The organism is Natronococcus sp. CG52 (assembly GCF_023913515.1).
Lineage (GTDB): Archaea > Halobacteriota > Halobacteria > Halobacteriales > Natrialbaceae > Natronococcus > Natronococcus zhouii.
On the sequence record NZ_CP099391.1, the window covers coordinates 1,423,796 to 1,447,559 of the forward strand.

29 protein-coding genes are annotated in these 23,764 nt (G+C 64.7%); 16 read left to right on the forward strand and 13 right to left on the reverse strand.

The genetic code is table 11. The features are described from left to right. The first annotated feature begins 357 nt into the window (after window positions 1-357). Complete coding sequence (gene dpsA / locus NED97_RS07265; protein WP_252490045.1) at window positions 358-903, forward strand: DNA starvation/stationary phase protection protein DpsA; 546 nt, start codon at window positions 358-360, stop codon at window positions 901-903. Window positions 904-1,014: 111 nt separating this feature from the next. Here dpsA and NED97_RS07270 read toward each other — a convergent pair whose 3' ends face one another. After that, window positions 1,015-1,182: a hypothetical protein gene (locus NED97_RS07270; RefSeq protein WP_252490046.1), complete on the reverse strand. Its 168-nt coding sequence runs from the start codon at window positions 1,180-1,182 to the stop codon at window positions 1,015-1,017. Between the two features lie 210 nt (window positions 1,183-1,392). Between NED97_RS07270 and NED97_RS07275 the strand changes: the two genes are divergently transcribed. Beyond that, a complete protein-coding gene (locus NED97_RS07275; protein WP_252490047.1) occupies window positions 1,393-1,929 on the forward strand; it encodes a macro domain-containing protein in 537 nt (178 codons plus the stop codon). A gap of 28 nt (window positions 1,930-1,957) precedes the next feature. Here NED97_RS07275 and purM read toward each other — a convergent pair whose 3' ends face one another. From purM to NED97_RS07290, 3 genes are read right to left on the reverse strand one after another with little or no spacing between them, the layout of a single operon-like run. After that, the gene (purM, locus tag NED97_RS07280) at window positions 1,958-2,953 is read right to left on the reverse strand and encodes a phosphoribosylformylglycinamidine cyclo-ligase (RefSeq protein ID WP_252490048.1); all 996 of its coding nucleotides are present in this window, start codon (window positions 2,951-2,953) and stop codon (window positions 1,958-1,960) included. 54 nt (window positions 2,954-3,007) lie between these two features. Continuing rightward, the gene (locus NED97_RS07285) at window positions 3,008-3,637 is read right to left on the reverse strand and encodes a zinc metalloprotease (RefSeq protein WP_252490049.1); all 630 of its coding nucleotides are present in this window, start codon (window positions 3,635-3,637) and stop codon (window positions 3,008-3,010) included. Continuing rightward, window positions 3,634-5,406 (reverse strand): TraB/GumN family protein, encoded by a 1,773-nt coding sequence (locus NED97_RS07290; protein WP_252490050.1) that lies wholly within the window; start codon window positions 5,404-5,406, stop codon window positions 3,634-3,636. The genes NED97_RS07285 and NED97_RS07290 overlap by 4 nt, the downstream gene beginning before the upstream one ends. A gap of 117 nt (window positions 5,407-5,523) precedes the next feature. Here NED97_RS07290 and NED97_RS07295 point away from each other — a divergent pair, with 117 nt between their 5' ends. Then, window positions 5,524-5,970 carry an acyl-CoA thioesterase gene (locus NED97_RS07295; protein WP_252490051.1) on the forward strand — a complete coding sequence of 149 codons (447 nt, stop codon included), beginning with the start codon at window positions 5,524-5,526 and terminating at the stop codon, window positions 5,968-5,970. A 122-nt stretch (window positions 5,971-6,092) separates the two neighbouring features. Then, window positions 6,093-6,428 carry a DUF7344 domain-containing protein gene (locus NED97_RS07300; RefSeq protein ID WP_252490052.1) on the forward strand — a complete coding sequence of 112 codons (336 nt, stop codon included), beginning with the start codon at window positions 6,093-6,095 and terminating at the stop codon, window positions 6,426-6,428. Between the two features lie 61 nt (window positions 6,429-6,489). Here NED97_RS07300 and NED97_RS07305 read toward each other — a convergent pair whose 3' ends face one another. Next, the gene (locus NED97_RS07305; RefSeq protein ID WP_252490053.1) at window positions 6,490-7,404 is read right to left on the reverse strand and encodes a DMT family transporter; all 915 of its coding nucleotides are present in this window, start codon (window positions 7,402-7,404) and stop codon (window positions 6,490-6,492) included. A gap of 72 nt (window positions 7,405-7,476) precedes the next feature. Further along, window positions 7,477-8,256, reverse strand: a complete 780-nt coding sequence (locus tag NED97_RS07310; protein WP_252490054.1) for an HAD-IIA family hydrolase — start codon at window positions 8,254-8,256, stop codon at window positions 7,477-7,479. A 107-nt stretch (window positions 8,257-8,363) separates the two neighbouring features. On the opposite strand from NED97_RS07310, the gene NED97_RS07315 reads away from it, so the two are divergent. Beyond that, window positions 8,364-8,861 carry a small multi-drug export protein gene (locus tag NED97_RS07315; protein WP_252490055.1) on the forward strand — a complete coding sequence of 166 codons (498 nt, stop codon included), beginning with the start codon at window positions 8,364-8,366 and terminating at the stop codon, window positions 8,859-8,861. Between the two features lie 54 nt (window positions 8,862-8,915). Beyond that, on the forward strand, window positions 8,916-9,386 hold the full coding sequence (locus tag NED97_RS07320; RefSeq protein WP_252490056.1) for a hypothetical protein: 471 nt from the start codon (window positions 8,916-8,918) through the stop codon (window positions 9,384-9,386). Window positions 9,387-9,421: 35 nt separating this feature from the next. On the opposite strand, the gene NED97_RS23210 is transcribed toward NED97_RS07320, so the two are convergent. From NED97_RS23210 to NED97_RS07335, 3 genes are all read right to left on the reverse strand, one after another. After that, complete coding sequence (locus NED97_RS23210) at window positions 9,422-9,670, reverse strand: rubrerythrin-like domain-containing protein (RefSeq protein ID WP_345781239.1); 249 nt, start codon at window positions 9,668-9,670, stop codon at window positions 9,422-9,424. A 52-nt stretch (window positions 9,671-9,722) separates the two neighbouring features. After that, window positions 9,723-10,277 carry a class I SAM-dependent methyltransferase gene (locus tag NED97_RS07330; RefSeq protein ID WP_252490057.1) on the reverse strand — a complete coding sequence of 185 codons (555 nt, stop codon included), beginning with the start codon at window positions 10,275-10,277 and terminating at the stop codon, window positions 9,723-9,725. A 111-nt stretch (window positions 10,278-10,388) separates the two neighbouring features. Continuing rightward, entirely contained in the window at window positions 10,389-10,625 is a 237-nt protein-coding gene (locus tag NED97_RS07335) for a hypothetical protein (RefSeq protein WP_252490058.1), read from the reverse strand. Between the two features lie 396 nt (window positions 10,626-11,021). Here NED97_RS07335 and NED97_RS07340 point away from each other — a divergent pair, with 396 nt between their 5' ends. Continuing rightward, entirely contained in the window at window positions 11,022-12,245 is a 1,224-nt protein-coding gene (locus tag NED97_RS07340) for an MFS transporter (protein WP_252490059.1), read from the forward strand. A 78-nt stretch (window positions 12,246-12,323) separates the two neighbouring features. Continuing rightward, window positions 12,324-12,689: a cupin domain-containing protein gene (locus tag NED97_RS07345; RefSeq protein WP_382206230.1), complete on the forward strand. Its 366-nt coding sequence runs from the start codon at window positions 12,324-12,326 to the stop codon at window positions 12,687-12,689. A gap of 16 nt (window positions 12,690-12,705) precedes the next feature. On the opposite strand, the gene NED97_RS07350 is transcribed toward NED97_RS07345, so the two are convergent. Continuing rightward, complete coding sequence (locus tag NED97_RS07350) at window positions 12,706-15,195, reverse strand: disk-shape morphogenesis protein volactin (RefSeq protein WP_252490060.1); 2,490 nt, start codon at window positions 15,193-15,195, stop codon at window positions 12,706-12,708. A gap of 190 nt (window positions 15,196-15,385) precedes the next feature. On the opposite strand from NED97_RS07350, the gene NED97_RS07355 reads away from it, so the two are divergent. After that, the gene (locus NED97_RS07355; RefSeq protein WP_252490061.1) at window positions 15,386-15,736 is read left to right on the forward strand and encodes an SHOCT domain-containing protein; all 351 of its coding nucleotides are present in this window, start codon (window positions 15,386-15,388) and stop codon (window positions 15,734-15,736) included. A 98-nt stretch (window positions 15,737-15,834) separates the two neighbouring features. Here NED97_RS07355 and NED97_RS07360 read toward each other — a convergent pair whose 3' ends face one another. Beyond that, the gene (locus NED97_RS07360; RefSeq protein ID WP_252490062.1) at window positions 15,835-16,659 is read right to left on the reverse strand and encodes an MOSC domain-containing protein; all 825 of its coding nucleotides are present in this window, start codon (window positions 16,657-16,659) and stop codon (window positions 15,835-15,837) included. Between the two features lie 356 nt (window positions 16,660-17,015). Between NED97_RS07360 and NED97_RS07365 the strand changes: the two genes are divergently transcribed. From NED97_RS07365 to NED97_RS07390, 6 genes are all read left to right on the forward strand, one after another. Then, window positions 17,016-18,527, forward strand: coding sequence for a phosphoenolpyruvate carboxykinase (ATP) (locus NED97_RS07365; RefSeq protein WP_252490063.1), 1,512 nt, complete (start codon window positions 17,016-17,018; stop codon window positions 18,525-18,527). A 412-nt stretch (window positions 18,528-18,939) separates the two neighbouring features. Next, a complete protein-coding gene (locus NED97_RS07370; RefSeq protein WP_252490064.1) occupies window positions 18,940-20,754 on the forward strand; it encodes a midas domain-containing protein in 1,815 nt (604 codons plus the stop codon). 229 nt (window positions 20,755-20,983) lie between these two features. Then, window positions 20,984-21,181 (forward strand): HEWD family protein, encoded by a 198-nt coding sequence (locus tag NED97_RS07375; protein WP_252490065.1) that lies wholly within the window; start codon window positions 20,984-20,986, stop codon window positions 21,179-21,181. Between the two features lie 90 nt (window positions 21,182-21,271). After that, window positions 21,272-21,574, forward strand: coding sequence for a divalent-cation tolerance protein CutA (cutA, locus tag NED97_RS07380; protein WP_252490066.1), 303 nt, complete (start codon window positions 21,272-21,274; stop codon window positions 21,572-21,574). 117 nt (window positions 21,575-21,691) lie between these two features. Beyond that, window positions 21,692-22,168 carry a 50S ribosomal protein L11 gene (locus NED97_RS07385; protein WP_252490067.1) on the forward strand — a complete coding sequence of 159 codons (477 nt, stop codon included), beginning with the start codon at window positions 21,692-21,694 and terminating at the stop codon, window positions 22,166-22,168. Window positions 22,169-22,522: 354 nt separating this feature from the next. Beyond that, complete coding sequence (locus NED97_RS07390) at window positions 22,523-22,681, forward strand: hypothetical protein (RefSeq protein ID WP_252490068.1); 159 nt, start codon at window positions 22,523-22,525, stop codon at window positions 22,679-22,681. A gap of 176 nt (window positions 22,682-22,857) precedes the next feature. Here the strand turns inward: NED97_RS07390 and NED97_RS07395 are convergent, their stop codons facing one another. Beyond that, entirely contained in the window at window positions 22,858-23,007 is a 150-nt protein-coding gene (locus tag NED97_RS07395; protein ID WP_252490069.1) for a hypothetical protein, read from the reverse strand. A gap of 96 nt (window positions 23,008-23,103) precedes the next feature. On the opposite strand from NED97_RS07395, the gene NED97_RS07400 reads away from it, so the two are divergent. Further along, complete coding sequence (locus tag NED97_RS07400) at window positions 23,104-23,283, forward strand: hypothetical protein (protein ID WP_252490070.1); 180 nt, start codon at window positions 23,104-23,106, stop codon at window positions 23,281-23,283. A gap of 52 nt (window positions 23,284-23,335) precedes the next feature. Here NED97_RS07400 and NED97_RS07405 read toward each other — a convergent pair whose 3' ends face one another. Beyond that, the gene (locus NED97_RS07405) at window positions 23,336-23,689 is read right to left on the reverse strand and encodes a hypothetical protein (RefSeq protein ID WP_252490071.1); all 354 of its coding nucleotides are present in this window, start codon (window positions 23,687-23,689) and stop codon (window positions 23,336-23,338) included. Between the last annotated feature and the right edge of the window lie 75 nt (window positions 23,690-23,764).

Here is a 23,764-nt window from a genome sequence, read left to right on the forward strand (position 1 = left end):
TAGATCAACGGCTTGCAGCGACCTCGCCGATGCAACAAAACCGCGTGGAACCGAGAATTCGTGGCCGGTCGAGGCGACGACCCGTATCGCGCTCTCGCGACCGCGGAGATCGCAAACGATGTTGCGTTCGATCTCTCGCCGAATGAAAGGTACAATCTACTCGACACTCGCGGAACCGATACGGTTCGAGCCAGTTTTCGAGTCGGTTTCTCGATTATCAGCACGGCCGACTCGACGAGAGAGGATCGTGGAACCCGAACATGAGGGTGCGATTTAGAAATGTCTTTTTCTCGTTTCGTAAAAATTGTTTTGTCAAGGGTAACGTTTAAGAGCGAGGCGCGTGTATTCCTGCGTACGATGAGCACCCAGAAGACCGTCCGTCAATCGGCCGACGCCGTCGAGGAGAACGAACTGCGCCTCGAACAGGACAAAGCCGAGCAGATCGTCGACGCACTGAACACGGAGCTCGCGAACGCGTACGTGCTGTACCACCAGCTCAAGAAACACCACTGGGTCGTCGAGGGCGCTGAGTTCCTGCCGCTCCACGAGTTCTTCGAGGAGGCCTACGAGAACGTCGAGGAGGCCGCGGACATCATCGCCGAACGAGCCCAGGCGCTCGGCGGCGTCCCCGTCTCCGGACCCGCGAACCAACAGGAACGCGCAACGGTCGAGTTCGAGGGCGAGGACGTCTACGACATCCGGACGATGATGCAAAACGACCTCGAGATGTACGGCGAGATCATCGCGTCGCTGCGCGACAGCATCGAACTCGCCGATAACCTCGGCGACTACGCCACCGCCGAGATCCTGCGCGAGATCCTCGTCACCACCGAGGAAGACGCCCACCACTTCGAGCACTACCTCGAGGACGACACCCTGGTGCTCGAAGAGGCGACGAAGTAAACAGTCGGACGACGACGGACCCGCGCTGGCAATTCGTTCTTTTTGAAATGCCGTACGAGAGGAAGAGACGTCTCTTCGTCGATCAGTCCGAGTGAGAGGAGAACCCGATCGCTACGGCTCGAGGTCGACGGCGAGGTCCGTCGCGATCCAGCCGTCGGTGTTGTTTCGTTCCGTAAAAACGATTTTTCCTGGGCGGGGCTCGTGCCTGCTCACGATTGCGTCCGGCTCCTCGACCGGATCCTCGAGGTCGGCGTCCTGCCGTCGGGCGGGTACGTCCATCGAGTTGGATTAGGTGCGCCTAAATCTAAAAAGGTTTTGGTCGACCTAGTAACTCGAAGTGAAGAGTGTCCTCCCGTTCGTCGATCCGGTTGGCTGCGATCGCGGGCGGCGAACGGGTAGATCCGAGCACCCCCTCTCGAGACGACTACATCCCCGTTCGCTTGGCTCGCCGGGCGTACTTTCAAACTCGTCACCGTCGTAGCCGCGCCTATGGAGTTCGACGTTATCCAGGGAAATATCGCCGAACAGTCCGCCGGTGCGCTGGTCAACGCCGCCGGCACGAGCCTCGAGATGGGCTCCGGCGTCGCCGGCGCGCTCCGCGATCGGGCCGGCGAAGAGATCAACGAAGAGGCCACGGAAAAGGGGCCGATCGATCTCGGCGAGGCCGCTGCCACCGACGCGTACGACCTGAACGCCGATTACGTCATCCACGCCGCCGCGATGCCGCACTACGGCGATGGCCAGGCGACCGGCGAGAGCATCCGCGACGCGACGCGAAACGCCCTCGAGAACGCCGACGACCTGGGGTGTCGGTCGATCGTCGTGCCGGCGCTCGGCTGCGGCGTCGCCGGCTTCGACCTCGAGGCGGGTGCCGCGATCATCGGCGAGGAGATCGAGAACTACGAGCCGGAGCACGTAGAGGAAGTTCGGCTCATCGGCTACAGCGACGAGGAGTACGAGGCGATTCGCGCGGCGACCGGAAAGGCGACCGAATCCGAGCAGGGAGAAGCCGAAGCGGACCGATGAGAAGCGACTGCGACTGGATCGTCCGTAATCAGGAGAGCGAGAGACCGCGAATCTCGACGCCGTCGCCCTCCTCGACGCGGCCGATAATCTGACCGTCCGTCTCGTCGACCAGCGACTCGGCCTGCTCGTCAGGGAGTGCGACGACGAAGCCGGTTCCCGTGTTAAACGTCCGGTGCATCTCTTCGTCGGTGACGTTCCCCTCCTCCTGGACGAACTCGAAGATCGGCTGGGCCGGCAGCGGATCGTCGATCACGTACCGGCGCTCGCCCATTCGCTCGAGGTTCGTCCACCCGCCGCCGGTGACGTGTGCCGCCGCACGCACGCCGTGTTCGCGCATCGGCTCGAGCAGGTCCGTGTAGATCCGGGTCGGTCGGAGCAGTTCCTCGCCGATAGTCACGTCGGAGTTCGGCGGGAACGGATCGGTGTAGTCGTGTTCTCGGGTCGCCGCCTCGCGAGCGAGCGTCAGCCCGTTCGAGTGGATTCCGTTCGAGGGGAAGCCGACGAGCGCGTCGCCGACCCGGGCCTCGCCCTCGAAGATCTCCCCCTTCTCCGCGAGCCCGGCGCAGGTGCCCGCGAGGTCGAAACCGGAGACGACCTCGGGCATGACCGCCGTCTCGCCGCCGAGCAGCGTGAGGTCGGCCTCCTCGAGGCCGACCGCCAGCCCCTCGCCGATCTCGTTCGTGAGGTCGTCGTCGGGCTCGTCGACCGCGAGGTAGTCGACGAAGGCGACGGGTTCGACGCCCGCCGCGACGAGGTCGTTGACGTTCATCGCGATGCAGTCGATGCCGATCGTCGAGAAGTCCTCGATCGCCTCGGCGACCAGGAGCTTGGTGCCGACGCCGTCCGTCGCGAGCGCGAGGTAGCGGTCCCCGATGTCGAGCAAGCCGGCGTACTCGGTGGTCAGATCGCTCCCGAAGGCCTCGAGCAGCGCCGCCGTCGCGTCCTCGCTGGCCCCGATGTCGACGCCGGTGTCGGCGTAGGTGAGTCGCTCGCCGTCGGTGTCGTCGTCCGCTGAGCGCGTCATACTCCAACGACTGCGTGGGGTGTGCAAAAGATCACCGGTCCGGGCGGCGAACCGCTAGAAGGGAAACCCGAACACCAGGTAGAATCCCGCCAGAACCACCAGACTCAGCCCGAAGACGGCGGCGAAGACGAGCTTGTTCCACTCGAGGACGGACTTTCCGTCGAGCGGGCCGAAGGGGATCATATTGAACGCGGCCAGGAAGAGGTTGATAAGGACCCCGAGGTGGCCGACCAGCTCGAGGATGCCCGGGAAGAGCATCAGTGGGAGGAACAGCAGCGCGAGCAGGTGGTTGGTCACCGGCCCCGCGATCGCGATCAGGCCGTTCTCGCGCTTCGTGATCCGACCGCGGTGGTAGACCGCGCCGGGGGCAGCGAAGAGGAAGCCGATCAGCGCGCTCATGATCGCCAGGAACAGCATCTGGTAGTCCGCTCGGAACTCCGCGGTCTGGCCGTGTTCGATCGCGACGACTTTGTGGGCGAGTTCGTGCAGCAGGAAGGCGACGCCGACGGTGACGAAGCTCAGCCCGATCATCGTGACGAAGTGACCGACGCCGACGTCTACGACGTGAATCGGCGCCAGCAACAGCGCGAAGGCCACGCTCAGGGTGACCCACGCCGCCGCGAGGTCGAACAGCTCCTTGTCGCTGAAGGAGAGCTCCGAGGTGGTATCGGTTCGGTAGCTCACGTTATCACCCCTCTGATCAGCTCGAGGCTGTTCTCGGCGCCGCGGATCAGCTCGTTCATCAGCGCGTCGACGCCGCCGACCTCCGGCGCCAGCCAGGGGAGGACGACGAGCGGGAACAGCACGGTCGCGATCATGCTCCCGACGTTAGTCAGCGCGACGATCATGATCAGCCGGAACAGCGGCACGTCGAACATCTCCTCGAGCGCGTCGCTCATCGATCGCTCGGTGTCACCGATGATGGTGTTGAGCGTCTGGATGTCCCGGACGTTGACCGGACGATGTTTGAGTTCGACGTAGCCGGCGAACCAGCCTGGCGCCAGCAGCGGGTTGATGCTGGTGAGCCAGGCGACCGAGCCGCCGACGCCCGCGCTGGTCCAGCGAGCGCCGGCCAGCCGAGCCAGCGTGAACGCGAAGATCCCGTTGAACAGGAACCACGCCAGGAAGAGCTGAAGCAGGAAGGTGTTCTGGACTCCCGCCATGATCAGCAGGAAGAAGAACGCGAGGAAGCCGACCGTCGCCAGATAGCCGACGATCTTCACCGGCGAGAATCGTCGTCCCGACGCCGTCCCGGTCAGCGACTCCATCGGGGGGAGCTCGTTGGGATTCCGGAGATACCGTTCGATACCGGCCTTGTGGCCGGCGCCGACGACGGCGACCACGTGGTATCCCTGCTCTCGAAGCCCGTGGAGCTTGTGTGCGATGTAGGCGTCGCGTTCGTCGATCAGGGCGTTGGCGCCCCGCGGACTGAACCGGCGGAACTCCTCCATCATCGCCGCGACGACGTCGCCGTCGGTCATCTCCTCGATATCGATCTCGTCGATCTCCTCGACGTCGCCGCCGAGCGCCTCGAGGACCGTCCCGAGGACGGCCCCGACGGCGACGCCGACGCCGAGTCCCGCGAGGGAACCGACGGTTCCGCGGAGAACGTAGCCGCCCGCGCTCTCGAAGGTGGTCGCCGAGAACGGGCCGACGAACGTGTTCGTCCAGACCACCGCGAGACAGCCGGCGATACCGACGACGACGCCCGCGAGCAGCCGAATCGAGAAGCCGCTGGCGAGTCCGCCGGTGTACCGGTTCGCCGACTCGATCGAGGGCAGAAAGATCAGCCCGAGGAGCAGTCCGCCGACGATACCGACGCCGCCGGCACCGACGTACTGCAGCGTCCCGGCACCGGTGATGCCGAGCGACAGTAGCTCGCCGAAGCCGAACAGCGGCGCCAGGAACGCCCCGAAGATGAGGCCGAGGGCTAGACCGATCGTCGCCCCGAAGGTCAACCCGATCGTCCGCGGATCGGTGACGCCGAGCGCGAGGCCGCCGACCATCTTCAGCTTCTCGGTGAACGAGAGCCGACTCCAGAACCGCTGGATCGTTATCTGGATGTCCCGGTCGACCAGGGCGACCCCGCTTCCGTTTCGTTCGGCGGCGTCGATCGCGGCCCGCATGTCCGCACCCGGTTCGATGTCGAACCTGTTGCCGAGCCTGGACTGGACGTACGAGAGCATCCAGTAGGCCAGAAACTGAAAGACTGTGTTTCCTGAAAGGAGGTCCTTCGCTTCGATGTCGTCGGGGGCACCGCCCTGCATCTGGCGGTACCGGCTCTCGTCTAGTTCGACGGCAACGACGTCCGGATCCGCTTCGTCGACGGTTTCGTGTACGTCGTCGACGCTCGCCTGGGAGACGTGTGCCGTCCCCAGTACGTCGACGGAGCCACGCCCCTCCGAACCGGGATCGGGTGGCTCCGGGACGTCGGCGTCGCCTGCATCACTCATTAGGGGAGTCAACTCGGCGACGACTTTTACCAGTATCGAAGAAGAGAACGTTACGCACACCCACACCGGCCGGCCCACCCGGCAAACCTAATTGCGGGCGTAGGCAACCCCCCGTCGATGACCGATCTGATGGAGACGCTGGTCGAGAACCGGGAGATGGTGCAACCGAACCACGCGAATATGCTCGAGGTCGCCCACGGAGGAAACGTGATGAAGTGGATGGACGAGATCGGCGCGATGTCCGCGATGCGGTTTTCGGGAGAGACCTGCGTCACCGCCCGGGTCAACCGGATGGATTTCGAGCGGCCGATTCCGGTCGGCGACACGGCGTTCATCACCGCGTACGTCTACGACGCGGGTACCTCGAGCATCAAGGTTCGCCTGATCACCGAGCGCGAAGACCTGCGGACGCGGGAGCGCGAGAAGACCACCGAGTCCTACTTCGTTTACGTCGCGATCGACGACGAGAACCGGCCGACGACGGTCCCGGAGCTAACCGTGAGTTCAGACGAGAGCGAGCGTCTTCGGCGGGCGGCTCTCGAGGGCGAAAACGGGGACTCCTGACCGCGGACGGAGCGGAGTTTCGGTTCGATAGTATCGACGGCGAACGAAGGTGCAGGTATCGGAACGGATAACCGGAGCATACCGGCGAAAAAAGCTAAAGCGGTACTGGGCCAATGGCCGGCATGGTCGCGCTGGACACGGTCTTCGAACTACTTCGAGACGAGCGGCGGCGGCGGTACGTCCTCTACTATCTCAACGATCGGGACGGTCCGGTGTCGGTCAGAGAACTCGTCACGGTGATCGACGAGTGGGAGGACGATCCGGCCGGCCGTCACGACTCCCTGGACACGTTCGAGGAGATTATGGTCGAGTTGAAACACGTTCACCTGCCCCGTTCGTCGGAGGTCGAGTTCATCCAGTACGATCCGGACCAGGGGCTCATCCAGATCCAGGGGTCGCCGCGGGAGTTCGACGCTCTCGTGACGGTCGCCCGGCTGATCGAGAAGCCGGATCAGTAGAGGTCCCGCAGGCCCTCTCGAGTGCGCTCGCCTCCGAGTCGCAGTTCAGGTTGCGGGCCGCTCACGACCGACCGTTCACGATCGACGAGCCGACCACGGTCGCGATCGCGCGACGTTTCAGGAGCGCGAAGCCGAGTGCGACCAGTCCGAAGCCGACGATCGCCAGCGCGCTGATCGACTCCCCGAGCACGAGGACGCCGACGATCGTCGCGACCACCGGAACCAGGTACGCGACGAGCGCCGCCTCGAACGCGCCGTTCTCCTCGAGAATGGTGAAGTAGATCAGGAAGGCGATCGCGGTCGAGAACACGCCGAGGTAGACGATCGCGCCGATCGCCGCCGGGGCGGTCGCGTCCGTTCCGGGGAGTTCGCCGAGCCAGAGGCTGACGGCGTGCAGGACGAGCGCGCCGACGAACATCGACCAGCCGGTCAGCGAGACCCGTCCGATGTCCGGCCCGGCCCGCTGGACGAGGACGCCGCCGAGGGCGACGCTCGCGACCTGCCCGACGATAATCAGCCGAGCGAGCGTGTCGCCCGCCAGCAGGTCGTTCGGATCCGGCTGGACGACGAACCCGATTCCGAGGAAGCCGACGGCCACTCCGGCGGCGCCGATCCCGGAGAGGCGCTCGCCGAGCAGCGCGAGCGCCCACAGCGCGGTGAAGATCGGAACTAACCCCTGGATGATCGCGGCGACGCCGCTCGGGACGGTCTGCTGACCGACGAACAGCAGGCCGTTCCCGGCGACCAGGAACAGCCCGCCCCCCGCGATGGCGGCCAGGTTGTTTCGACCGCGAGGCCACCAGTCGTCGGTTCGGACGACGGCGTAGCCGAGGAGCAGGACCGCGGCGGTGTCGTACCGGGTGGCGGCGAACAGGATCGGCGGAAGGTATTCGAGGCCGACGGAGATCGCCGGAAACGAGAGCCCCCACAGCACGGAGAGCAGCAGGAACAGCGAGACGTCGAGAAAGCGGATCACGCAGGACGATACGCACGATTCCCGTAAGATGGTAGCGATTCCGGCACGACCCGCTGAGACCGTCCAGCTCGACTACAGCAGGCTCTCGACGTCGGCGAGCGACTCGAGGACGTGATCCGGTTCGACGGCCGCCGACTCGAGGTCCGCCCGATCCGTGACGCCGGTGAGGACGACGGCGGTCGTCATCCCCGCCCGATTCCCGAGTTCGATATCGGTGTCGAGGCGGTCGCCGACGACGAGCGTCCGTTCCGGGTCGGCCCCGAGGTAGTTCATCGCCGCCGTCGCCGCGACGCTCGAGGGCTTGCCGAGGATCGCGTCGGGTTCGCGACCGGCGACGGCCTCCATCGCGGCGAGGATCGCTCCCGATCCCGGGATCAGCCCGTCGTCGACCGGAATCGTCACGTCGGGGTCGGTGCCGTAGAACGAGGCGCCGTCCTCGAGCGCCCGCAGAGACTCCCACAGCGTGCCGTACGAGAAGTCGCTGTCGAACGAGCCGAGCACCACGTCGGCCGCCTCGGGATCGTCCGTCAGCTCGACCATCGCGTCCGCGAGGATCGACTCGAGACGGTCGTCGCCGACGAGATAGACCGTCTCGTTGGGATGAGTCGACGCGAGATACTCCGCCGACACCGTCGCCGACGTGAGGACGGCCGTCGGATCGATGTCGATTCCGTGTGGCTCGAGTTTGCTCCGGTAGTGAGCGCTGCCGCGCGTCGGGTTGTTCGAGAAGAGCAATCGCGAACAGCCGGCCGCCTCGAGCGCCGCCAGCCCGTCGGTCACGTCGGGCAGGAGTTCCTCGCCCCGGACGATCGTGCCGTCGACGTCGAGAATCGCCGCCTCGTACTCGGTCATCCCGCAGTGCTACGTACGGCCCTGGATTGAGTGTTCGGATCCGCGAACCGAGAGCGGCAGGTATTTGCCCGACCTGTCCCGTACGATCGTCGAGAGACCACCGTCGGATGACACTCGTCCCGCTGCTCGTCGACGTCGGAACCGCCCTCGAGGAAGCGACCGGAATCCTCCAGTACGTCCTCGTCTTTCTCTTCGCGGCGATTCCGGTGATCGAGATCCTCGTCGTCGTGCCGATCGCGATCGGTCTCGGGCTCAATCCGGTGGCGACGGGGGTCGTAGCGTTCGCCGGCAACGTCGGCTCGGTGTACGCGTTGCTCCTGTTCTCCCGACGGATCGTGGCGTGGTGGACCGGCCGCCGGGGGAACGACGGGGAACCGAGCGATCGGTACGCTCGAGCGCGACGACTCTGGGATCGGTACGGACTCCCCGGCGTCGCACTGGGCGGCCCGATACTGACCGGCGTCCACGTCGCCGCGCTCGTCGCGCTGCTGGCCGGGAGCCGGAGCCGCACCGTCGCGGTCTGGATGACGATCGGCATCGCCGTCTGGACGGTCCTTCTGGTTCTCGGCTCGGTCGCCGGCTTCTCGCTGCTGGGAGTCGTGTGACCGCCCGCCGCCGGTGTGGGAATTCTTATCCGGCGACCCGGCGTACGACGGAGTATGGGACTCGAGGTCGAAGCCCCCGATCCGCCGGAACTGTCGTTCGTCGATCCGAACGAGTACGACGACGCCACGATCAGCGCCGACGACCCGACCGAGATCGACTACCGCCGGGAGGAACTTCAGGAGTTCCTCCGCGAGGGCGCCTGGGAGGAGGCGTTCGACGAGTGGCTCGAGGACACCGACCTCGAGGAACGCGAGTACGGAATCGCCCGCGACCTCGATCTCTTCTCGGGGTTCGACTTCTTCTGGGACGACTTCGCCGACCGCGTCGGCTACCACGCACCCGGCATTCCGGAGGACTGGCAGGAACGCGAGTACCACCCGGGGCTCGATACGTGGGGCACCGTCTCGTCGATAAACGCCGAGTTGACCGAGTTCGGCCAGATCGTCTCGATCGTCCTCAAGGAGGAGTACATCGACTGGGAGGCCGAGTACGAGCCACCGGAGGACCTGCCGGACTTCGACTGATCGGCTCGAGTCGGCCCATCGAACCGGCGGTGTGACTACCCGCACGGAACCGCGATATTCTGGAGGGCGCTATCGCAGTCCGGACACGATCCGAGCGAGTCGGTTCGTTCCCGATATCCACTGCGACGACACTCGTAGTGCGATTCGGCCGGCGTGTACGGGTCGGTGAATACCGCGGCGAGACGGGAACGGTTCGCACGACAGGAGCGCGGTTCGGAGCGAGCGAAGCAAGCGAGAACCGCGGACGGCGCGATCGGTGTATGAATCGTTTCAGTTGTTACTATGGGCTACATCGTCGAGACAGCCACCAGGAGCGGACGGTTCCGAACCTCCCTGTTACTGCGTCGCAGCGATCGCAAACGTCTCGGGTCGCTCTCGAGCGGACTCGATCGCGAACCCGGCCGCCTCGAGCTGGGCGACGGCCTCCTCGAGCGAGAACCGTTCCGTGATCGGCGGGCCGGACTCACCGGATCCGTCGGCCGACCAGTCGACGGTCGCCAGCCGTCCGCCGGGACGGAGCACGCGTGCGAGTTCGGCGAACGCATCGTCCGAAGAATACTCGTGGTGCGTCATCGTCGAAAACGCCCCGTCGAGGTGGTCGTCTTCGAAGGGAAGCGACGCGACCTCGGTCGTCACGAACTCGACGTTCTGCGGAACCCCTTTCTCTCGATACTGATCGTGCATCGCCGCCTGAACGTCGACCGCGTAGATCGCGTCGACGAACGGTGCGACGTCGTCCGTGTAGAATCCGGTTCCCGAACCGAGATCGGCGACGACGTCCTCGCCGGTCGGCGCGAGCATCTCGAGCAGTTCTTCGCGCGAGCAGTACCGGTACCGCGACGGGTCCTCGAGCGCGTCGGCGCGCTCGATCGGATACGTGTGAAAGCCCATACTGCCGTTCGGACCCGACGGTACTTCCCGGTTTCTGGAGCCTGCGGCGCCGTCGTGCCGTAGGTTCAGTTGTTTGACCAGTTCGGCGATCGGACGGGTCGGGGCGGTCTATCAGTCGTAGAGCGCGTCTCGAGCGTCGGCCTCGCTCGCGACGTCCGGGTGGATTCGCTCCTCGTTCATCGCGTCGACGCAGCACGAGAGACAGAGGAGCTGGTAGTAGTTCGGGCCCTGCCAGGTCTCGCGCTCCAGCCACCACCCCTCGACGTCCTCGCCGTCGACCATCCGGTCGCAAGCCCGGCAGGGTTTCGACGTGCACTGCGGGTTCGGTCTCGGGAAGTACGTGTCCATACGGGGTCGGTCTCGAGAGGACCTTATTGTTAATGTGACGACTAGTCGGGCGCTCGTGGTCGCTTCCCGTCGGAAGGCACCCACCCGACGGTCGAGGGCGACCCCGGTCTCGCTGCGGTCGGGGGACCACCCGGATCGACGACCAACCGGTGCGCGCCCCACCCGCGTGAGTACCCGTCGCCTGACGACCGTCCGGGCGATTCAGGCCTCGAGCGTCCCACCGCGACCGATCGTTTCGAGACGGGAACCGAGCGTACGAGCGGTCTACCGTCGACCGGTTCCGGTGACTACCGCCGGTATTCGCGGGGTACTCGGTAGCGGACACCGTCGTCCGTGGCTCGATCCGCAATCGGAGGATACTCACTCGCTCGAGGAAACGGTCGAAACGAAAACAGCATGTCGGTCCGGGAGACGATCGCTCGACTCGCGCGGTTCGACGTCCTCCTGCTCACCGCGGGAATCTGGTTTCTCGCGAAGTTTCTCCGGTACGCCTTTCCGCCGCTGTTCGACTCGTTTCAGGCCGGCTACGGCGTCTCGAACGCCGCGCTGGGAACCGCGTTCACCGGGTTCATGCTCGTCTACGCGGCGATGCAGTTCCCTTCGGGCGTGCTGGCGGACCGACTCGGGCCGATAACCGTCGTGACGGCGGGCGCGCTGGTCGCCGCGAGCGCCGCGCTCGCGCTGGCCGTCGACGCCGCGTTTCCCGTGCTCGTCGCGGCGATGCTCGCGATGGGAGCGGGTACCGGCGCGCACAAAACCGTCGCGGTGCGACTGCTCGCTCGAGCGTATCCCGCCCGGACGGGTCGCGCGCTCGGCGTGCTCGACACCTTCGGCGCGTTCGGCGGCGTGGTCGCTCCGGCGGCAGTCGTCGCGGCCGCGGGACTCCCCTTTCTCTTCGTCGACGGCTGGCGTGCGATCTTTCTCGTTGCCGGACTCCTCGGTTTCGGACTCGCGGCCGCGTTCCGATTCCGAATTCCGGCGCGGTCCCCGTCCACTGCCGACCACGGTGACGCCGCAAATCACGGCGGCAGCGTTCGCCGGTACGCCGCGCTCTTTCGCGACCGGCAGTTCTCGGCGTTCGCGCTGCTGACCGTCCTCTTCTCGTTCACCTACAACGGCGTGGTCGCGTTCGCCCCGCTCTACCTGACCCGGGAGGCCGGCCTGACGCGGACGACCGCGGGAATTCTCTACAGCGGCCTCTTCCTCGCGAGTCTCGTCCAACTGGTGACCGGCGACCTGAGCGACCGGATCGGCAGGCTTCCGATCGTCGTCGCAACGCTCTCGCTCGCGTCGGTTTCGCTGCTCGCGTTCGTCTCGCTCACCGGTACCGGAAGCGCGATTCTGCTCGGCGGGACGCTCGTCGCGGTCGGCCTCGGATCCCACGGTTTTCGGCCCGTTCGCGGCGCGTACCTGATGGCCGCGATCCCCGACGACGTCGCCGGCGGCGGGCTGGGAATCGTCCGAACGCTGTTGATGGCCGCCGGCGCGGTCGCCCCGGCGGTCGTCGGCGTCCTCTCGGATATCGCCGGCTTCCGCCCCGCGTTCTGGCTCCTGGCCGGATCGATAACGGGCGCTACGCTGCTCGGAGCGGCGCTCTGGGCGCTCGAGAATCGTCCGTGAGACGTCGTCGAGACCGACCCACGACCCGCCGCTCCCGCTGGCATCGCTTTTTTGCTGTCGTTCGTGGAACCGCTGCGTATGTACTCGCTGATCGACCTCGACAACGTCGACTCGCACGAACTCGACCAGGAAGCCCCCACGCTGTTGCCGGTCGGACTGGAGCTACAGCCCGAGCAGATGCGACCGAGCGTCTGGCAGTACGAGGAGGGCGAGGAGAACGCCTACCACCGTCAGAACGAGCAGGAGGAGCTGTACGTCGTCCTCGAGGGAACCGTCGACGTCACGATCGAACGCGAGGACGAGCGCGACGTCGTCACGCTCTCGAAACACGACTTTCTCGTCGTTCCGCCGGAGTCCTGGCGCCAACTCAGGGCCGTCGAGGAGAGCACGGTGCTCGTCATTGGCGCTCCGAACGTGAAAGACGACAGCATCCTCCCGGAGTGACGGCGAGAGCGGAAAATCACGCTCGGCCTTCGAGCAGGACCGCGACCGCGAGCAACAGGAGGCCGACGACGGCCGCGACGGCGCCGACGGTGACCGCACCCGCAAGCGCGACGGCCCCGCCGGCGACGAGTCCCGCACCGCCACCACCGGCCGCGACGGCGGGGACGACGCCGGCTGCCTCGGTCGATCCGGTTCGGACCGACTCGAGTTCCGTCCGGAGTGCGTCGATCTCGTTCCGGAGGTCGGGTGTCCGGTCCGCGGCCGATTCGTCCGACACCGCCTCGAAATCGGTCGTAAGTTCGTCGACCTCCGCGGCGACCGCGTCGACGCGCCGTTCCTGTTCTTCGAGCCGGTTCGCGTGCTCGCTCGTCCGCTCGTCGAGCGCCGACTCGACCGCGTCGACTCGGTCCGAGACGTCGCTTTTGCTCACTTCGAGCCGCGATTCGACCGTCTCGAGGTCGGCTGCGAGCGAGTCGAGGGCGGTCGAGTCCGAAACCTCGTCCTCGAGATCGGCAACCGCATCCGAAACGCTTCCAACGGTCTCCTCGAGGTCCGCGTAGTCGTCGGTCAGCGACTCGAGATCGTCGTCGATCGCTTCGACGCGCTCGTCGGTAGCAGCCGCCGACCGGAGCTCGTCGGTCGCTCGCTGGACGGTTTCGATTCGGTCCTCGAGCGTCGCCGACCGCTCCAAGACTGACGCTTCGAGCCCCTCGAGTTCGTCCTCGAGGGTAGTCTCGACGCCGTCGATCCGCGCGTCCGTCCGTTCCGAGACCTCCTCGAGCCGGCCCGAGACGCCGCTGATCCGGGTTGCCTGTTCCTCGAGACGGTCACCGATCCCGTCCGTCCGGGAGCCCAGCCCGCTGAGCCGGTCGTCCATCTCGTCGAGGGCGTCCGCCAGCCCGTCGACGCGAGCGTCGATCGGTTCGAGATCGGCCGTCGTCGCGGCTCGCTCGCTGAGGTCGTTCAGGCACGTCCGCAGGTTTTCGAGTTCCGTCCCGACGGTTTCGCTCCGGTCGGCGACCGCTTCGAGGTCGGTCTCGACTGCCGAAATCTCCTCCTCGAGATCGTTACGTTCGCTCGACGCGGTGTCCACGAGTTCCACGAGCGCACCGTCGAGGTTCTCGACGCCGTCCTCGAGTGCGGCGAGATCGTTCGAGAGGTCGTCGACCGACGTTTCGAGTGCGTCGACTGCCTCGCCGCTCGCGTACGTGTCGCTCTCGTCCACGAGTGCCGCCATATCGTCCGCGACGGCCCCGAGTTCCTCGTCGAGTTCCTGCAGGTCGGCCGCCGGCGCGGATCGTTCCTCGACGGACTCGACCGTGTCAGCGAGATCCTCGAGATCCGCGCTCACCGACTGGATCTCCTCGTCGCGGTTCGCGAGGCGGTCGAACAGCTGGTCGATAGCGTCGTTCGCCCGTTCGGTCTCGCGCTCGTGGTCGAGCGATCCGTCGAACGAGAGCGTGATTCCGTCGGCGTCGGCATCGGTTTCGCGGGAGTCACCGGCAGTAGCTGCTTCGTCGGCTTCGGCCGCCGGTTCGTCGACGGCGACTCCGTCGTCGCCGGTGACACCGTCTCGCGCCGCCGCGAGTGCTCCTCTGGCCGCGCTCGCAGCCGGGTCGTCGGCCAGTCTGACACCCCGAACGGAAACGGGGAGATTCGAGGCGTCGAACCGGCCGCCAAAGAGGTACTCGACGCCCTCGACCGCCCCCTCGCCGCCGATCGCGAGCGGGACCGCGAGCCCCTGCTGGAGTTCGCTCTCGTCGGCTTCTGCCCGGATCGCGTCGGCGAGTTCGCCGACGAGATCGTCGTACGCCTGTGCGAGCGCACTCTCGATCTCTCCGGTCGCCGCGTTCGGATCGAGTTCGAACTCCTCGAGCGCCGCTGCAACTCGTGCCGGCGCGTGTCCGGTGTCGGCCGCCGCTCGGTCGACGAGCCAGTCGCCGCCTTTCGCGACCGAGAACGCCATCGCCGGGACGCCGTAGTACGCGAGCGCGACGCTCGTGGTCTGACGGTCGATACAGACGCCGAGACCGGTGTAGTTGTCCGTCGCGAGTTGGTCGTAGACGACGGCGAACCCCCTGCCGATGGGGGTCGGGTCGACGTCTCGTGCGGCGCGAATCGACTCGAGAACGCCCTGGTGCGTTCCGGCCGTTGCGGCCGTGTCGACCACCGTGCCCGGCGTCGTGTAACAGCCCCGCCCGTCCGTCTCCTCCGGGAGAACGGCGTCGACGATCGACTCCAGTGCCGGACGCGCGTACGCCTCGTCCACGAGCACTCCGTTCCCGAACAACTCGCAGGGCTCGTCTTTCGCGGCGTTCGCGGCCGAACCTACGACGTACACCGTATCGCCGACGTCGACCGTCAGCGTGTCCGCCAGCGAGAGCCCTGCCGACTCGAGCGCCGGTTCGGCGACGGGAGCCACGACCGGCAGTTCCGACCTCGCCGGTTCGTCGCCGTCCGTAACCGCCGTAATCGCCCCGGATCCGATATCGAGACCGTATGCCATGACCGCGGGAACTCGGAGCGTCCTCTTGGAGGTTTGGTCTCGAGTACCAGAAGTGAAAATTAGGCTGTTGCCGCCTGATAGGCGCGGGTGTATCAACTCGAGAGGTCGACGCCGATACGAGTGATACCACACTGGAACGGGCGAGTGATCGCATTCAACCTATTTACCGCTCGCCGATGTCGAACGCGCTATGTCGGCAGATGACGCGTTCATCCGAACGCTTCTCCTCTTCGTCGCGATCGTGCTGCTCGTCCCGTTTCTCGTGATGCTCGTGCTGATGCCACTGATGGGATTCTGGGGTGGAGGCCACATGTGGAACGGCTGGAGCGGAGGGGGAACGATCTGGACGTGGGTGCTGCCGTGGGCTGTGTTTCTGGTGGTGATCCTCGGCGGTGGGTATCTCCTAGCCCGTTCGCTGGACAGAGGCGAGCGCCAGAAAACGGACCCCGCACTCGAGGAGTTGCGGGTAGCGTACGCTCGGGGTGAACTCTCCGACGAAGAGTTCGAGGAACGGCGCGAACGGCTCCGGCGCGAGCGATAATCGGTCGATCGGCCGTCGTTCACCCGCGAGATCCCTCGTACGAGTAACAGTTCCTGCGTTCCTCGAGATGCGACACGAGCAGGGACGACAGAGCCCAGTTATCGATTCGAGAGCGAGTCGTCGACGGCCACGCCGTCCCCGACGGACAGCGTCGCTCCCCACGCCGACTCCGGAACGCGGGTGTTGACCATCAGCCGGAAGTAGTGATCGAACCACGCCTCGCTCGCCCACGCCGGCAGGGTCGCCTCGCGCCGCTCGACGAACCGCTCCCGGAAGCCGTCGGTTTCCTCGCCGGTGTCCGGATCGCGCGTCGGGACCACGCAGCGCTGGCACGGGTTCACCCCCTCGAAAGAAGTCTCGCCGACGGTGAACGGGACGACTCGACCCGGTGTCTCGTAGAGTCGATCCTCCCAGAACGCCGGAACGTCGCCTACGACGAGATTGGGCCGGAGGCGGCGACACATCTCGGCGGCATCGATGCCGTCGTACCATGAGGCGACCGCCTCGAGCGTCCCGCTGCTAATAACGGTCGGTCCCGAGGCGTCCGTATCGTCGGGAAACCCGCCCTCACCGTCGCGGACGACCTCGACCGGATAGCCGAGTCGATCGGAGAGCCATCCGGCGAGTTCGTCTCGATCACGTTCCAGGTGGAAGGTGGTCGCCTCGTCGTCGTCGTCGCGATCACGAACCGTCACCGTCGCGCGTTCGAGGTCGTACCCGACCGCCAGCAGGTGAATCTGGGATTCGCGTTTGCCGTTGACGTACGGGGCGTCGTCGGCCGTCTCCGTTCGGTCCGTCGCCTCGACGATCGCGTAGCGGCGATCCCAGTCGAGCCCACCGTTGGCGACGATCTTCGCGGTCTCGACCGACGTCGCGTCGAGCGACTTGATCGGGTGAACGCGAATCCGCTCGAGGACAGTCATCGACCCGGGTATCGCCTTCGCTCTCGTTTAGCACTGTCCATTGTCAGCGCCGCCGTCCCGAAAGCGTCGATCGGCGTCGATTGTTCCGCTCCCGTTTCCACGACGATCCTCCGGATACCGATCGACTCTCAGCGGGCGAGTTATCGGCGTTACGGATAGCTGTTAAATTTTATTCTTATGCGAGTACGATCTCAGAACCATATTGATTCTGAGAGGAGTATTGGAATTACAATATGGCCGAGAACATCCGTGATGACGTAGGAGATGCATACATCGCTCGATGGGAAGATAGGACGTGACATATCCGAATCAAAATCCTGCAGGTTTATACATCAGGAAGTTGGTGGCTCAGGTGTATGTCCGAAACCGGAGCGGAGTCACGTCCGCTGGGTCGGCAGCTTCCCGATCCAGTTACCGCGTCGAACGTCCGGTACAATCCACCGCTCGAGGAGCTTCGTGAACTCGCCAGAGCCGACGAGACGACGACCGAGTTCGGTTCGCCGTCGTACGTCAGCGACGTTCGCTCGCGGAGTTCCGACCGAACGAAGAACGCCGTCGATCACGGGTTCTCGGAGCGCGATCGCGAACTGGTCGACGAGGCGGTCACCGCCGTCGGAAGCCGCGAGATGCTCTGCGTGGACCGGCTGATGGGGCGACACTCGGAGGCGACCTTCTGCTGTCGGTTCTACGTCCCCGTCGAACACGCTCGAATCGCCCTCGCCTGGGCGAACCTGTTCGAACCGAGCGACGGTCGGGAGCCGGACCTGCGAACGGTACAGCTCCCCGACTACGACGAAACCGCGATCCGAATCCGACCCGACGACGGATTCACAGCCGTCCTCGGCAGCGACTACACGGGCGAAGCGAAGAAGTCGTTTCTCCGGCTGTTCATGTATCGCATCAAACAGCAGGGCGGACTCGGTCTCCACGCCGGGAGCAAGCGGGTGCGCGTTCGCGGCGCTGACGGCGAGTTACGGAACGTCGGACAGCTGTTCATGGGGCTCTCCGCGACCGGCAAATCGACGCTCACCGCACACGGCTGCTGGCTCGAGGAGCCCGAAGGCGCTACCATGCTCCAGGACGACGTCTGTGCGCTGCTCCCGGACGGGTCCGTGCCCGGCAGCGAGGGGAAGGGACTGTTCATCAAGACGATCGGCCTCGACGAATCCGAGCAGCCGGGTCTTTACGAGGCCGCGACGAACGAGTCCGCCATCCTCGAGAACGTCGCCGTCGACGACGACGGCTCGGTAGACTTCGACGAGCCGCGGTACACGGCGAACGCCCGCGCGATCGTTCAGCGCGACGAACTCCGGAGCGCGGCCGACGATATCGATCTCGAGGAACTCGATCAGGTCTTTTTCATCACGCGGAACCCGCTCATGCCGCCCGTCGCGAAGCTCTCGACCGAGCAGGCCGCCGCGGCGTTCATGCTCGGCGAGTCGATCGAAACCAGCGCCGGCGATCCGTCACGGGCCGGCGAGTCGATCCGCGTCGTCGGAACGAACCCGTTCATCGTCGGCCCGGAGGGCGAGGAGGGGAACGTCTTCTCCGACCTCATCGATCTGCTCGACGTCGACTGTTACCTGCTCAACACGGGGTATCTCGGCGACGAGACCAAGGATATTGGCGTCACCGAATCGGTGACGATCCTCACCGAGACCGCCCGCGGCACGATCGAGTGGACCGACGACGACCGCACCGGGCTGACGATTCCGGAATCGGTCCCCGGTATCGAAATCGGCGACTATTACGTCCCGGACTACGTCGACGATTACGACGCAACCCTCGCCGACCTTCGACTCGAGCGCCGCGAGTACCTCGAACAGTTCGACGAACTCCGCGAGGGGATTCTCGAGGCGGCCTACTGATCGAGAATAGAACGCGATCGGGCACAATTCAGTTGTTCGTGAACGTGACCTGTACGGATTTCGACTGATCCGATCCGGGGATGTGAGCGTGTGTTCCAAACGCCACACCTGATAGTTGGCAAACCGACAATAGGAGCACCGTTCAGCGCCGTTATACCGGGACGAGATTCGGACGATCGTTCGGCGAAACGTGCTTCGTAATTAGTGTTTTCTGCCTCGAGAGTTGTCGGTATTCCGGATTACGTCGCGGAACGAGATATTTATCACTGAAATGGCAGTACCAGTTTAAGCAGCACGACACCCCGTATCAGGAACGCGGGACATGAGCGTACGCAATATACTCGTTGTAGTAATCGCACTGATGGTACTCGGCTCTGGCGGAGCCGCAGCGGTCGCAGCAGGGCCCGCTGCCATGAGTGTCGACGAACACGAGAACGACGAACTCACGGAAGAGGAACCGGACGACGCTCCTGACGGTGAGGGGCTTCACGTAACAATTGAACAGGCGACCATCTTCGTCGTCGCCGATGACAATGAATCGGCTGAAGAGCCGATTGACGGCGAACCGGTCGATGAGAACGGCGTCGAAGACGAGCCCGTTGACGAGAACGACAGCGGCATCGACGACAACGACGAGATCGAGGACGAGCCCGTCGATGAGAACGGCGTCGACGACAACGACAGCGACATCGGCGACAACGGCGTCGACGACAACGACGAGATCGAGGACGAACCCGTCGATGAGAACGGTGTCGACGACAACGACGAGATCGAGGACGAGCCCGTCGATGAGAACGGCGTCGACGACAACGACAGCGACATCGGCGACAACGGCGTCGACGACAACGGCGTCGATGACGACGAGGTCGAAGATGAGCCGGTCGATGCTCCTGACGGCGAGGAGATGCAGGTAACCATCGAGCAGGCCACCATTTTCGTCCACGTCCACGACGCTGGCGAGATGGTCGACGAGAACGGCGTCGAAGACGAGCCCGTTGACGAGAACGACGAAGCTGACGACTACGACGAGGAGGAACCGGTAGACGAGAACGGTGTCGACGACAACGACAGCGACATCGGCGACAACGACACCGACGACAACGACGAGATCGAGGACGAACCGGTCGACGAGAACGGCGTCGACGATAACGACAGCGACATCGGCGACAACGGCGTCGAAGATGAGCCCGTCGACGAGAACGGCGTCGAGGAAGAACCCGTCGATGAGAACGACGTCGGCGAGGACCAGGAAGTCTCGATCAGCGAGGCGACCGTCTTCGTCGTCCTCGACGAACACCCGATGGAGGAGGAGCCGGTTGACGAGGAAGAGCCCGTTGACGAGAACGGTGTCGATGACAACGGCGTCGATGACGACGAGGTCGAAGATGAGCCGGTCGATGCTCCTGACGGCGAGGAGATGCAGGTAACCATCGAGCAGGCCACCATTTTCGTCCACGTCCACGACGCTGGCGAGATGGTCGACGAGGAACCGGTTGACGAAGAGCCGGTCGACGAGAACGGCGTTGACGAGAACGGTGTCGAGGAAGAGCCCGTTGACGAGAACGACGAGGCTGACGACTACGACGATGGCGTCGACGACAATGACACCGACACCGTTGCGGACGAACCTGCCGACGATGGGAATCACGCTTACGACGGATCGATCGAGGTGACCCTCGAGCAGGTGACCATCGTCAACCTCGCCGACCACGAAGACGAATCGGTCGAGGAGAACGATGTCGAGGAAGAGCCCGTCGATGAGAACGACGAGGCTGACGACTACGACGAGGAGGAACCGGTCGATGAGAACGGCGTCGACGACAACGACAGCGACATCGGCGACAACGGCGTCGACGACAACGACAGCGACATCGGCGACAACGGTGTCGATGAGAACGGTGTCGAAGATGAACCGGTCGATGCTCCTGACGGCGAGGAGATGCAGGTGACCATCGAACAGGCCACCATCTTCGTCTACGTCCACGACACCGACGAGATGGTCGACGAGGAAGAGCCGGTTGACGAGGAAGAGCCGGTTGACGAGGAAGAGCCGGTTGACGAGGAAGAGCCGGTTGACGAGGAAGAGCCGGTTGACGAGGAAGAGCCGGTTGACGAAGAACCGGTCGACGAAGAGCCGGTTGAAGAGGAGCCAGTTGAAGACAATGAGTCCGTCGACGACAACGACTTCGAGAACGACACCGAGGAAGAAGCGATGACGTCCTGCTAGCGCTTGCAGGGTACGCTGACCACTTCCTCCCGCTCATTTTTGATCGAGGACCACTGACTCGAGTCTCTCGACCGGCGAACGAGAGATCGGTACGAGAGTGCGTCCGCTGGAGGAGAGACGGGACTTCGGCCGCGTAGTGACCGAACCGGGAATCGTTCGTACGGCGAGAATGTGGCAGTACTTGCCACACATAGACACTGTTATGTGTGCCGAGTTCTCACAGCCGATAATGAACGCACAGGTACGGAAACCGACGATGCGGGTATGTGAGGAGTGTGACCGAGCCGAACGGTGGGACGAGGACCTCGAGGCGTGGCAACTCGTCCGTGAAGACGGAGAGCGACAGACTGGAAATCCCCACTGCATTCACGAGTGGGACATCAACGGTGCCTTCAATCCGATTACGGGAACGATCAACGGCGCGTAGCCGCCGTTCGTCATTGCCGTTCTTCTCGCGTTCTCGGAGCAGGCCGACAATTCGACTACCCTTTTGACGGCGTCCGCCGTACCCGCGAGTATGCCGACCGTCTACGTTACGGCGCCGCCGGAGAACGCGGAAACGATCGCCGAAACGCTGGTTCAAGAGCGACTCGCCGCCTGCGTCAACCGACTGTCGACGACGTCCACCTACCGGTGGGACGGCGAGATCCACCACGACGACGAGGTGGTACTGCTCGCCAAGACGACCGACGACGGCTACGACGACCTCGTTTCCCGCGTTCGGGAGCTCCACCCCTACGACGTGCCCTGCATCGAGCGGTTCGACGAAGCACACGTCCTCGAGTCGTTCGCGGACTGGCGCGCGGAGAGCGTAGACTGACGTTCGAGACGGCCGTCGTTCGGCGGTTACCGCGCCCCGATTCGCACGTGAGTCGGTGACAGGCGCTGACTGCCCGAAAAAGCAATCCTTAAAACTCGCGCACGGGTTGTGACGGGTATGGCTGGAACCATCGAAGTGCTCGTTCCGGGTGGCCAGGCCAACCCTGGCCCACCGCTCGGTCCCGAGCTCGGACCGACTCCCGTCGACGTACAGGCGGTCGTGCAGGAAATCAACGACCAGACCGAAGCGTTCGACGGCACCGAAGTCCCCGTCACCGTCGACTACGACGACGACGGCTCGTTCTCGATCGACGTCGGTGTCCCACCGACGGCGGCGCTCGTCAAGGACGAGGCCGGGTTCGAAACCGGCAGCGGCGAACCCCAGAAGGACTTCGTCGCGGACCTCTCCGTCGAACAGGTCAAGAAGATCGCCGAGCAGAAACACCCCGACCTGCTCGCCTACGACACGAAAAACGCCGCGAAGGAAGTCGTCGGCACCTGCGCCTCGATGGGCGTCACCATCGAGGGCGACGACGCTCGCGAGTTCAAGCAGAAGGTCGACGACGGCGAGTACGACGACGCGCTGGCCGCGTAAGATCCGGCATTTTCGTTTCGAGACGACCGACGACACCGAGCAGTGACGGGCACTGCGTGTCGCTGCCGGACGCTATTCTCGCTCGAGCGGAGCCACCCCAGGAGCGTCGCGCTACTACATCCAGATTGTGCGCGACGAAGACGAGTTCGCCGCGCTCGAGTTCGCCGTGTCGTCGATCGAGCCACCGCAGTCGTTCGGCGGGATCGAGCGTCGGTTCCGGAAGCTCCCCGAGCGCGTCGGCGATCGTCTCGAGAGTGCGCACCGCCGACGCGGTTGTCGATCGGGGCGGTGCCGTACTCCTCCCCTCGAGGTAAACCATCCCGAAGCCCTCGTGGCGGGAGGGACGGCAAGCACGTGCGATCGCTCGTATACGGTCACGGTCTCGATCGCGTCGTCCGGGACGCGGCCGGTGAACTCGACGCGATCCGTGATCTCGAGCGTCGCCGCGCGGTCACGAACCTGGGCAGCGTACGCCGGATCGACCGCGTGGCTCCCGACTACCGTCAGTGGTGAAGTGATGGGAGTGTGGCCTCCCCTCGGGCCCGGGCGAGATCGGGAACCGAGATAGTGCCGGGCGACGATGGACCGCGCGACCGAGACGGCGTACATGAATCCGACCACCGCGAGGAGCGCGTAAACTGCTCTGTCGGCTGACACTCGACGTGAATCGCGTCGAAAAACGAACGTCGCTACTCGAGTCGAAGGACGCGCGTCCACTCGTGTCCGCACTCGCCACAGGTCAGCGCCACCGTCACCTCGCCGTTCTGGCGCTGCTTTTCCATCTGGCCCGCCGTTCCGCTCTCACAGTTCGGACACTGAGTTTTGATTTCCTCTTCCATGCTCTGCTCTCGACCCTCACTGTTCATCAATGACCGGCTTGCATATTACTAAGTCGCGAAAAACCGACTGTTCGGGTCTCGGGACGGGCTCGACCCGTGGAAGGTCAGTGGACGCTGGACATCGGTCTCCAGTTACCGGTGGTGGCGTATCGCCTGCAGCATCCAGAACAGCACGTAGCCGCCTTCGAGGAATGCGATGATGACCGCACCCAGATCGACGAACGAGAGCAGGGAGGCGAGACCGATCTCGAGAAGCGCGTCCGTATCTCCGAGTAGGCATGCCGAGGATAAACACCACTCGAGAATCGGCGAGCAACGTCCGTCGACGTCACTCGTCGCTGCCGATCGAAATGTCGGAGAGCGTAATTTCGACGTCCTCGACGGTGATATCGAGCTGACAGACGTAGTAAGTCGTGTCACCGTAGTCGACGGTCAGCCCTTCAGTCTGGATCGACAGCGAGTCGATCGTGTGTGTTCGCTCCTCGATCGTTACCGACGGGAGTCCGTCTCCCGTAATTTCAGCGCCGTCGATATGATACTCGTTATCCTCGATCGAGACGTCGACGCTGCCGATCTCTTCGACGTTCGTTTCGCCGGCGGCGGCGACTGCTGTCGCCGACAGCCCGCCGAGACACGTGGCGACGACGAGTACGACTGTGAGGATCTGCGTGCGTGAGCGCATACTCGTATCAGATCACCACAAACTCATTGACTGAATGGTTTGCACTATCAACGAGTATAACACCGGTACCGTCCG

Bases quoted from the DNA above. Each gene is read 5' to 3' on its own strand.
- dpsA (WP_252490045.1), top strand. From the start codon at position 358: ATGAGCACCCAGAAGACCGTCCGTCAATCGGCCGACGCCGTCGAGGAG.
- NED97_RS07270 (WP_252490046.1), bottom strand. From the start codon at position 1,182: ATGGACGTACCCGCCCGACGGCAGGACGCCGACCTCGAGGATCCGGTC.
- NED97_RS07275 (WP_252490047.1), top strand. From the start codon at position 1,393: ATGGAGTTCGACGTTATCCAGGGAAATATCGCCGAACAGTCCGCCGGT.
- purM (WP_252490048.1), bottom strand. From the start codon at position 2,953: ATGACGCGCTCAGCGGACGACGACACCGACGGCGAGCGACTCACCTAC.
- NED97_RS07290 (WP_252490050.1), bottom strand. From the start codon at position 5,406: ATGAGTGATGCAGGCGACGCCGACGTCCCGGAGCCACCCGATCCCGGT.
- NED97_RS07295 (WP_252490051.1), top strand. From the start codon at position 5,524: ATGACCGATCTGATGGAGACGCTGGTCGAGAACCGGGAGATGGTGCAA.
- NED97_RS07300 (WP_252490052.1), top strand. From the start codon at position 6,093: ATGGTCGCGCTGGACACGGTCTTCGAACTACTTCGAGACGAGCGGCGG.
- NED97_RS07310 (WP_252490054.1), bottom strand. From the start codon at position 8,256: ATGACCGAGTACGAGGCGGCGATTCTCGACGTCGACGGCACGATCGTC.
- NED97_RS07315 (WP_252490055.1), top strand. From the start codon at position 8,364: ATGACACTCGTCCCGCTGCTCGTCGACGTCGGAACCGCCCTCGAGGAA.
- NED97_RS07320 (WP_252490056.1), top strand. From the start codon at position 8,916: ATGGGACTCGAGGTCGAAGCCCCCGATCCGCCGGAACTGTCGTTCGTC.
- NED97_RS07330 (WP_252490057.1), bottom strand. From the start codon at position 10,277: ATGGGCTTTCACACGTATCCGATCGAGCGCGCCGACGCGCTCGAGGAC.
- NED97_RS07335 (WP_252490058.1), bottom strand. From the start codon at position 10,625: ATGGACACGTACTTCCCGAGACCGAACCCGCAGTGCACGTCGAAACCC.
- NED97_RS07340 (WP_252490059.1), top strand. From the start codon at position 11,022: ATGTCGGTCCGGGAGACGATCGCTCGACTCGCGCGGTTCGACGTCCTC.
- NED97_RS07345 (WP_382206230.1), top strand. From the start codon at position 12,324: ATGTACTCGCTGATCGACCTCGACAACGTCGACTCGCACGAACTCGAC.
- NED97_RS07350 (WP_252490060.1), bottom strand. From the start codon at position 15,195: ATGGCATACGGTCTCGATATCGGATCCGGGGCGATTACGGCGGTTACG.
- NED97_RS07355 (WP_252490061.1), top strand. From the start codon at position 15,386: ATGTCGGCAGATGACGCGTTCATCCGAACGCTTCTCCTCTTCGTCGCG.
- NED97_RS07360 (WP_252490062.1), bottom strand. From the start codon at position 16,659: ATGACTGTCCTCGAGCGGATTCGCGTTCACCCGATCAAGTCGCTCGAC.
- NED97_RS07365 (WP_252490063.1), top strand. From the start codon at position 17,016: ATGTCCGAAACCGGAGCGGAGTCACGTCCGCTGGGTCGGCAGCTTCCC.
- NED97_RS07370 (WP_252490064.1), top strand. From the start codon at position 18,940: ATGAGTGTCGACGAACACGAGAACGACGAACTCACGGAAGAGGAACCG.
- NED97_RS07375 (WP_252490065.1), top strand. From the start codon at position 20,984: ATGAACGCACAGGTACGGAAACCGACGATGCGGGTATGTGAGGAGTGT.
- cutA (WP_252490066.1), top strand. From the start codon at position 21,272: ATGCCGACCGTCTACGTTACGGCGCCGCCGGAGAACGCGGAAACGATC.
- NED97_RS07385 (WP_252490067.1), top strand. From the start codon at position 21,692: ATGGCTGGAACCATCGAAGTGCTCGTTCCGGGTGGCCAGGCCAACCCT.
- NED97_RS07395 (WP_252490069.1), bottom strand. From the start codon at position 23,007: ATGGAAGAGGAAATCAAAACTCAGTGTCCGAACTGTGAGAGCGGAACG.
- NED97_RS07405 (WP_252490071.1), bottom strand. From the start codon at position 23,689: ATGCGCTCACGCACGCAGATCCTCACAGTCGTACTCGTCGTCGCCACG.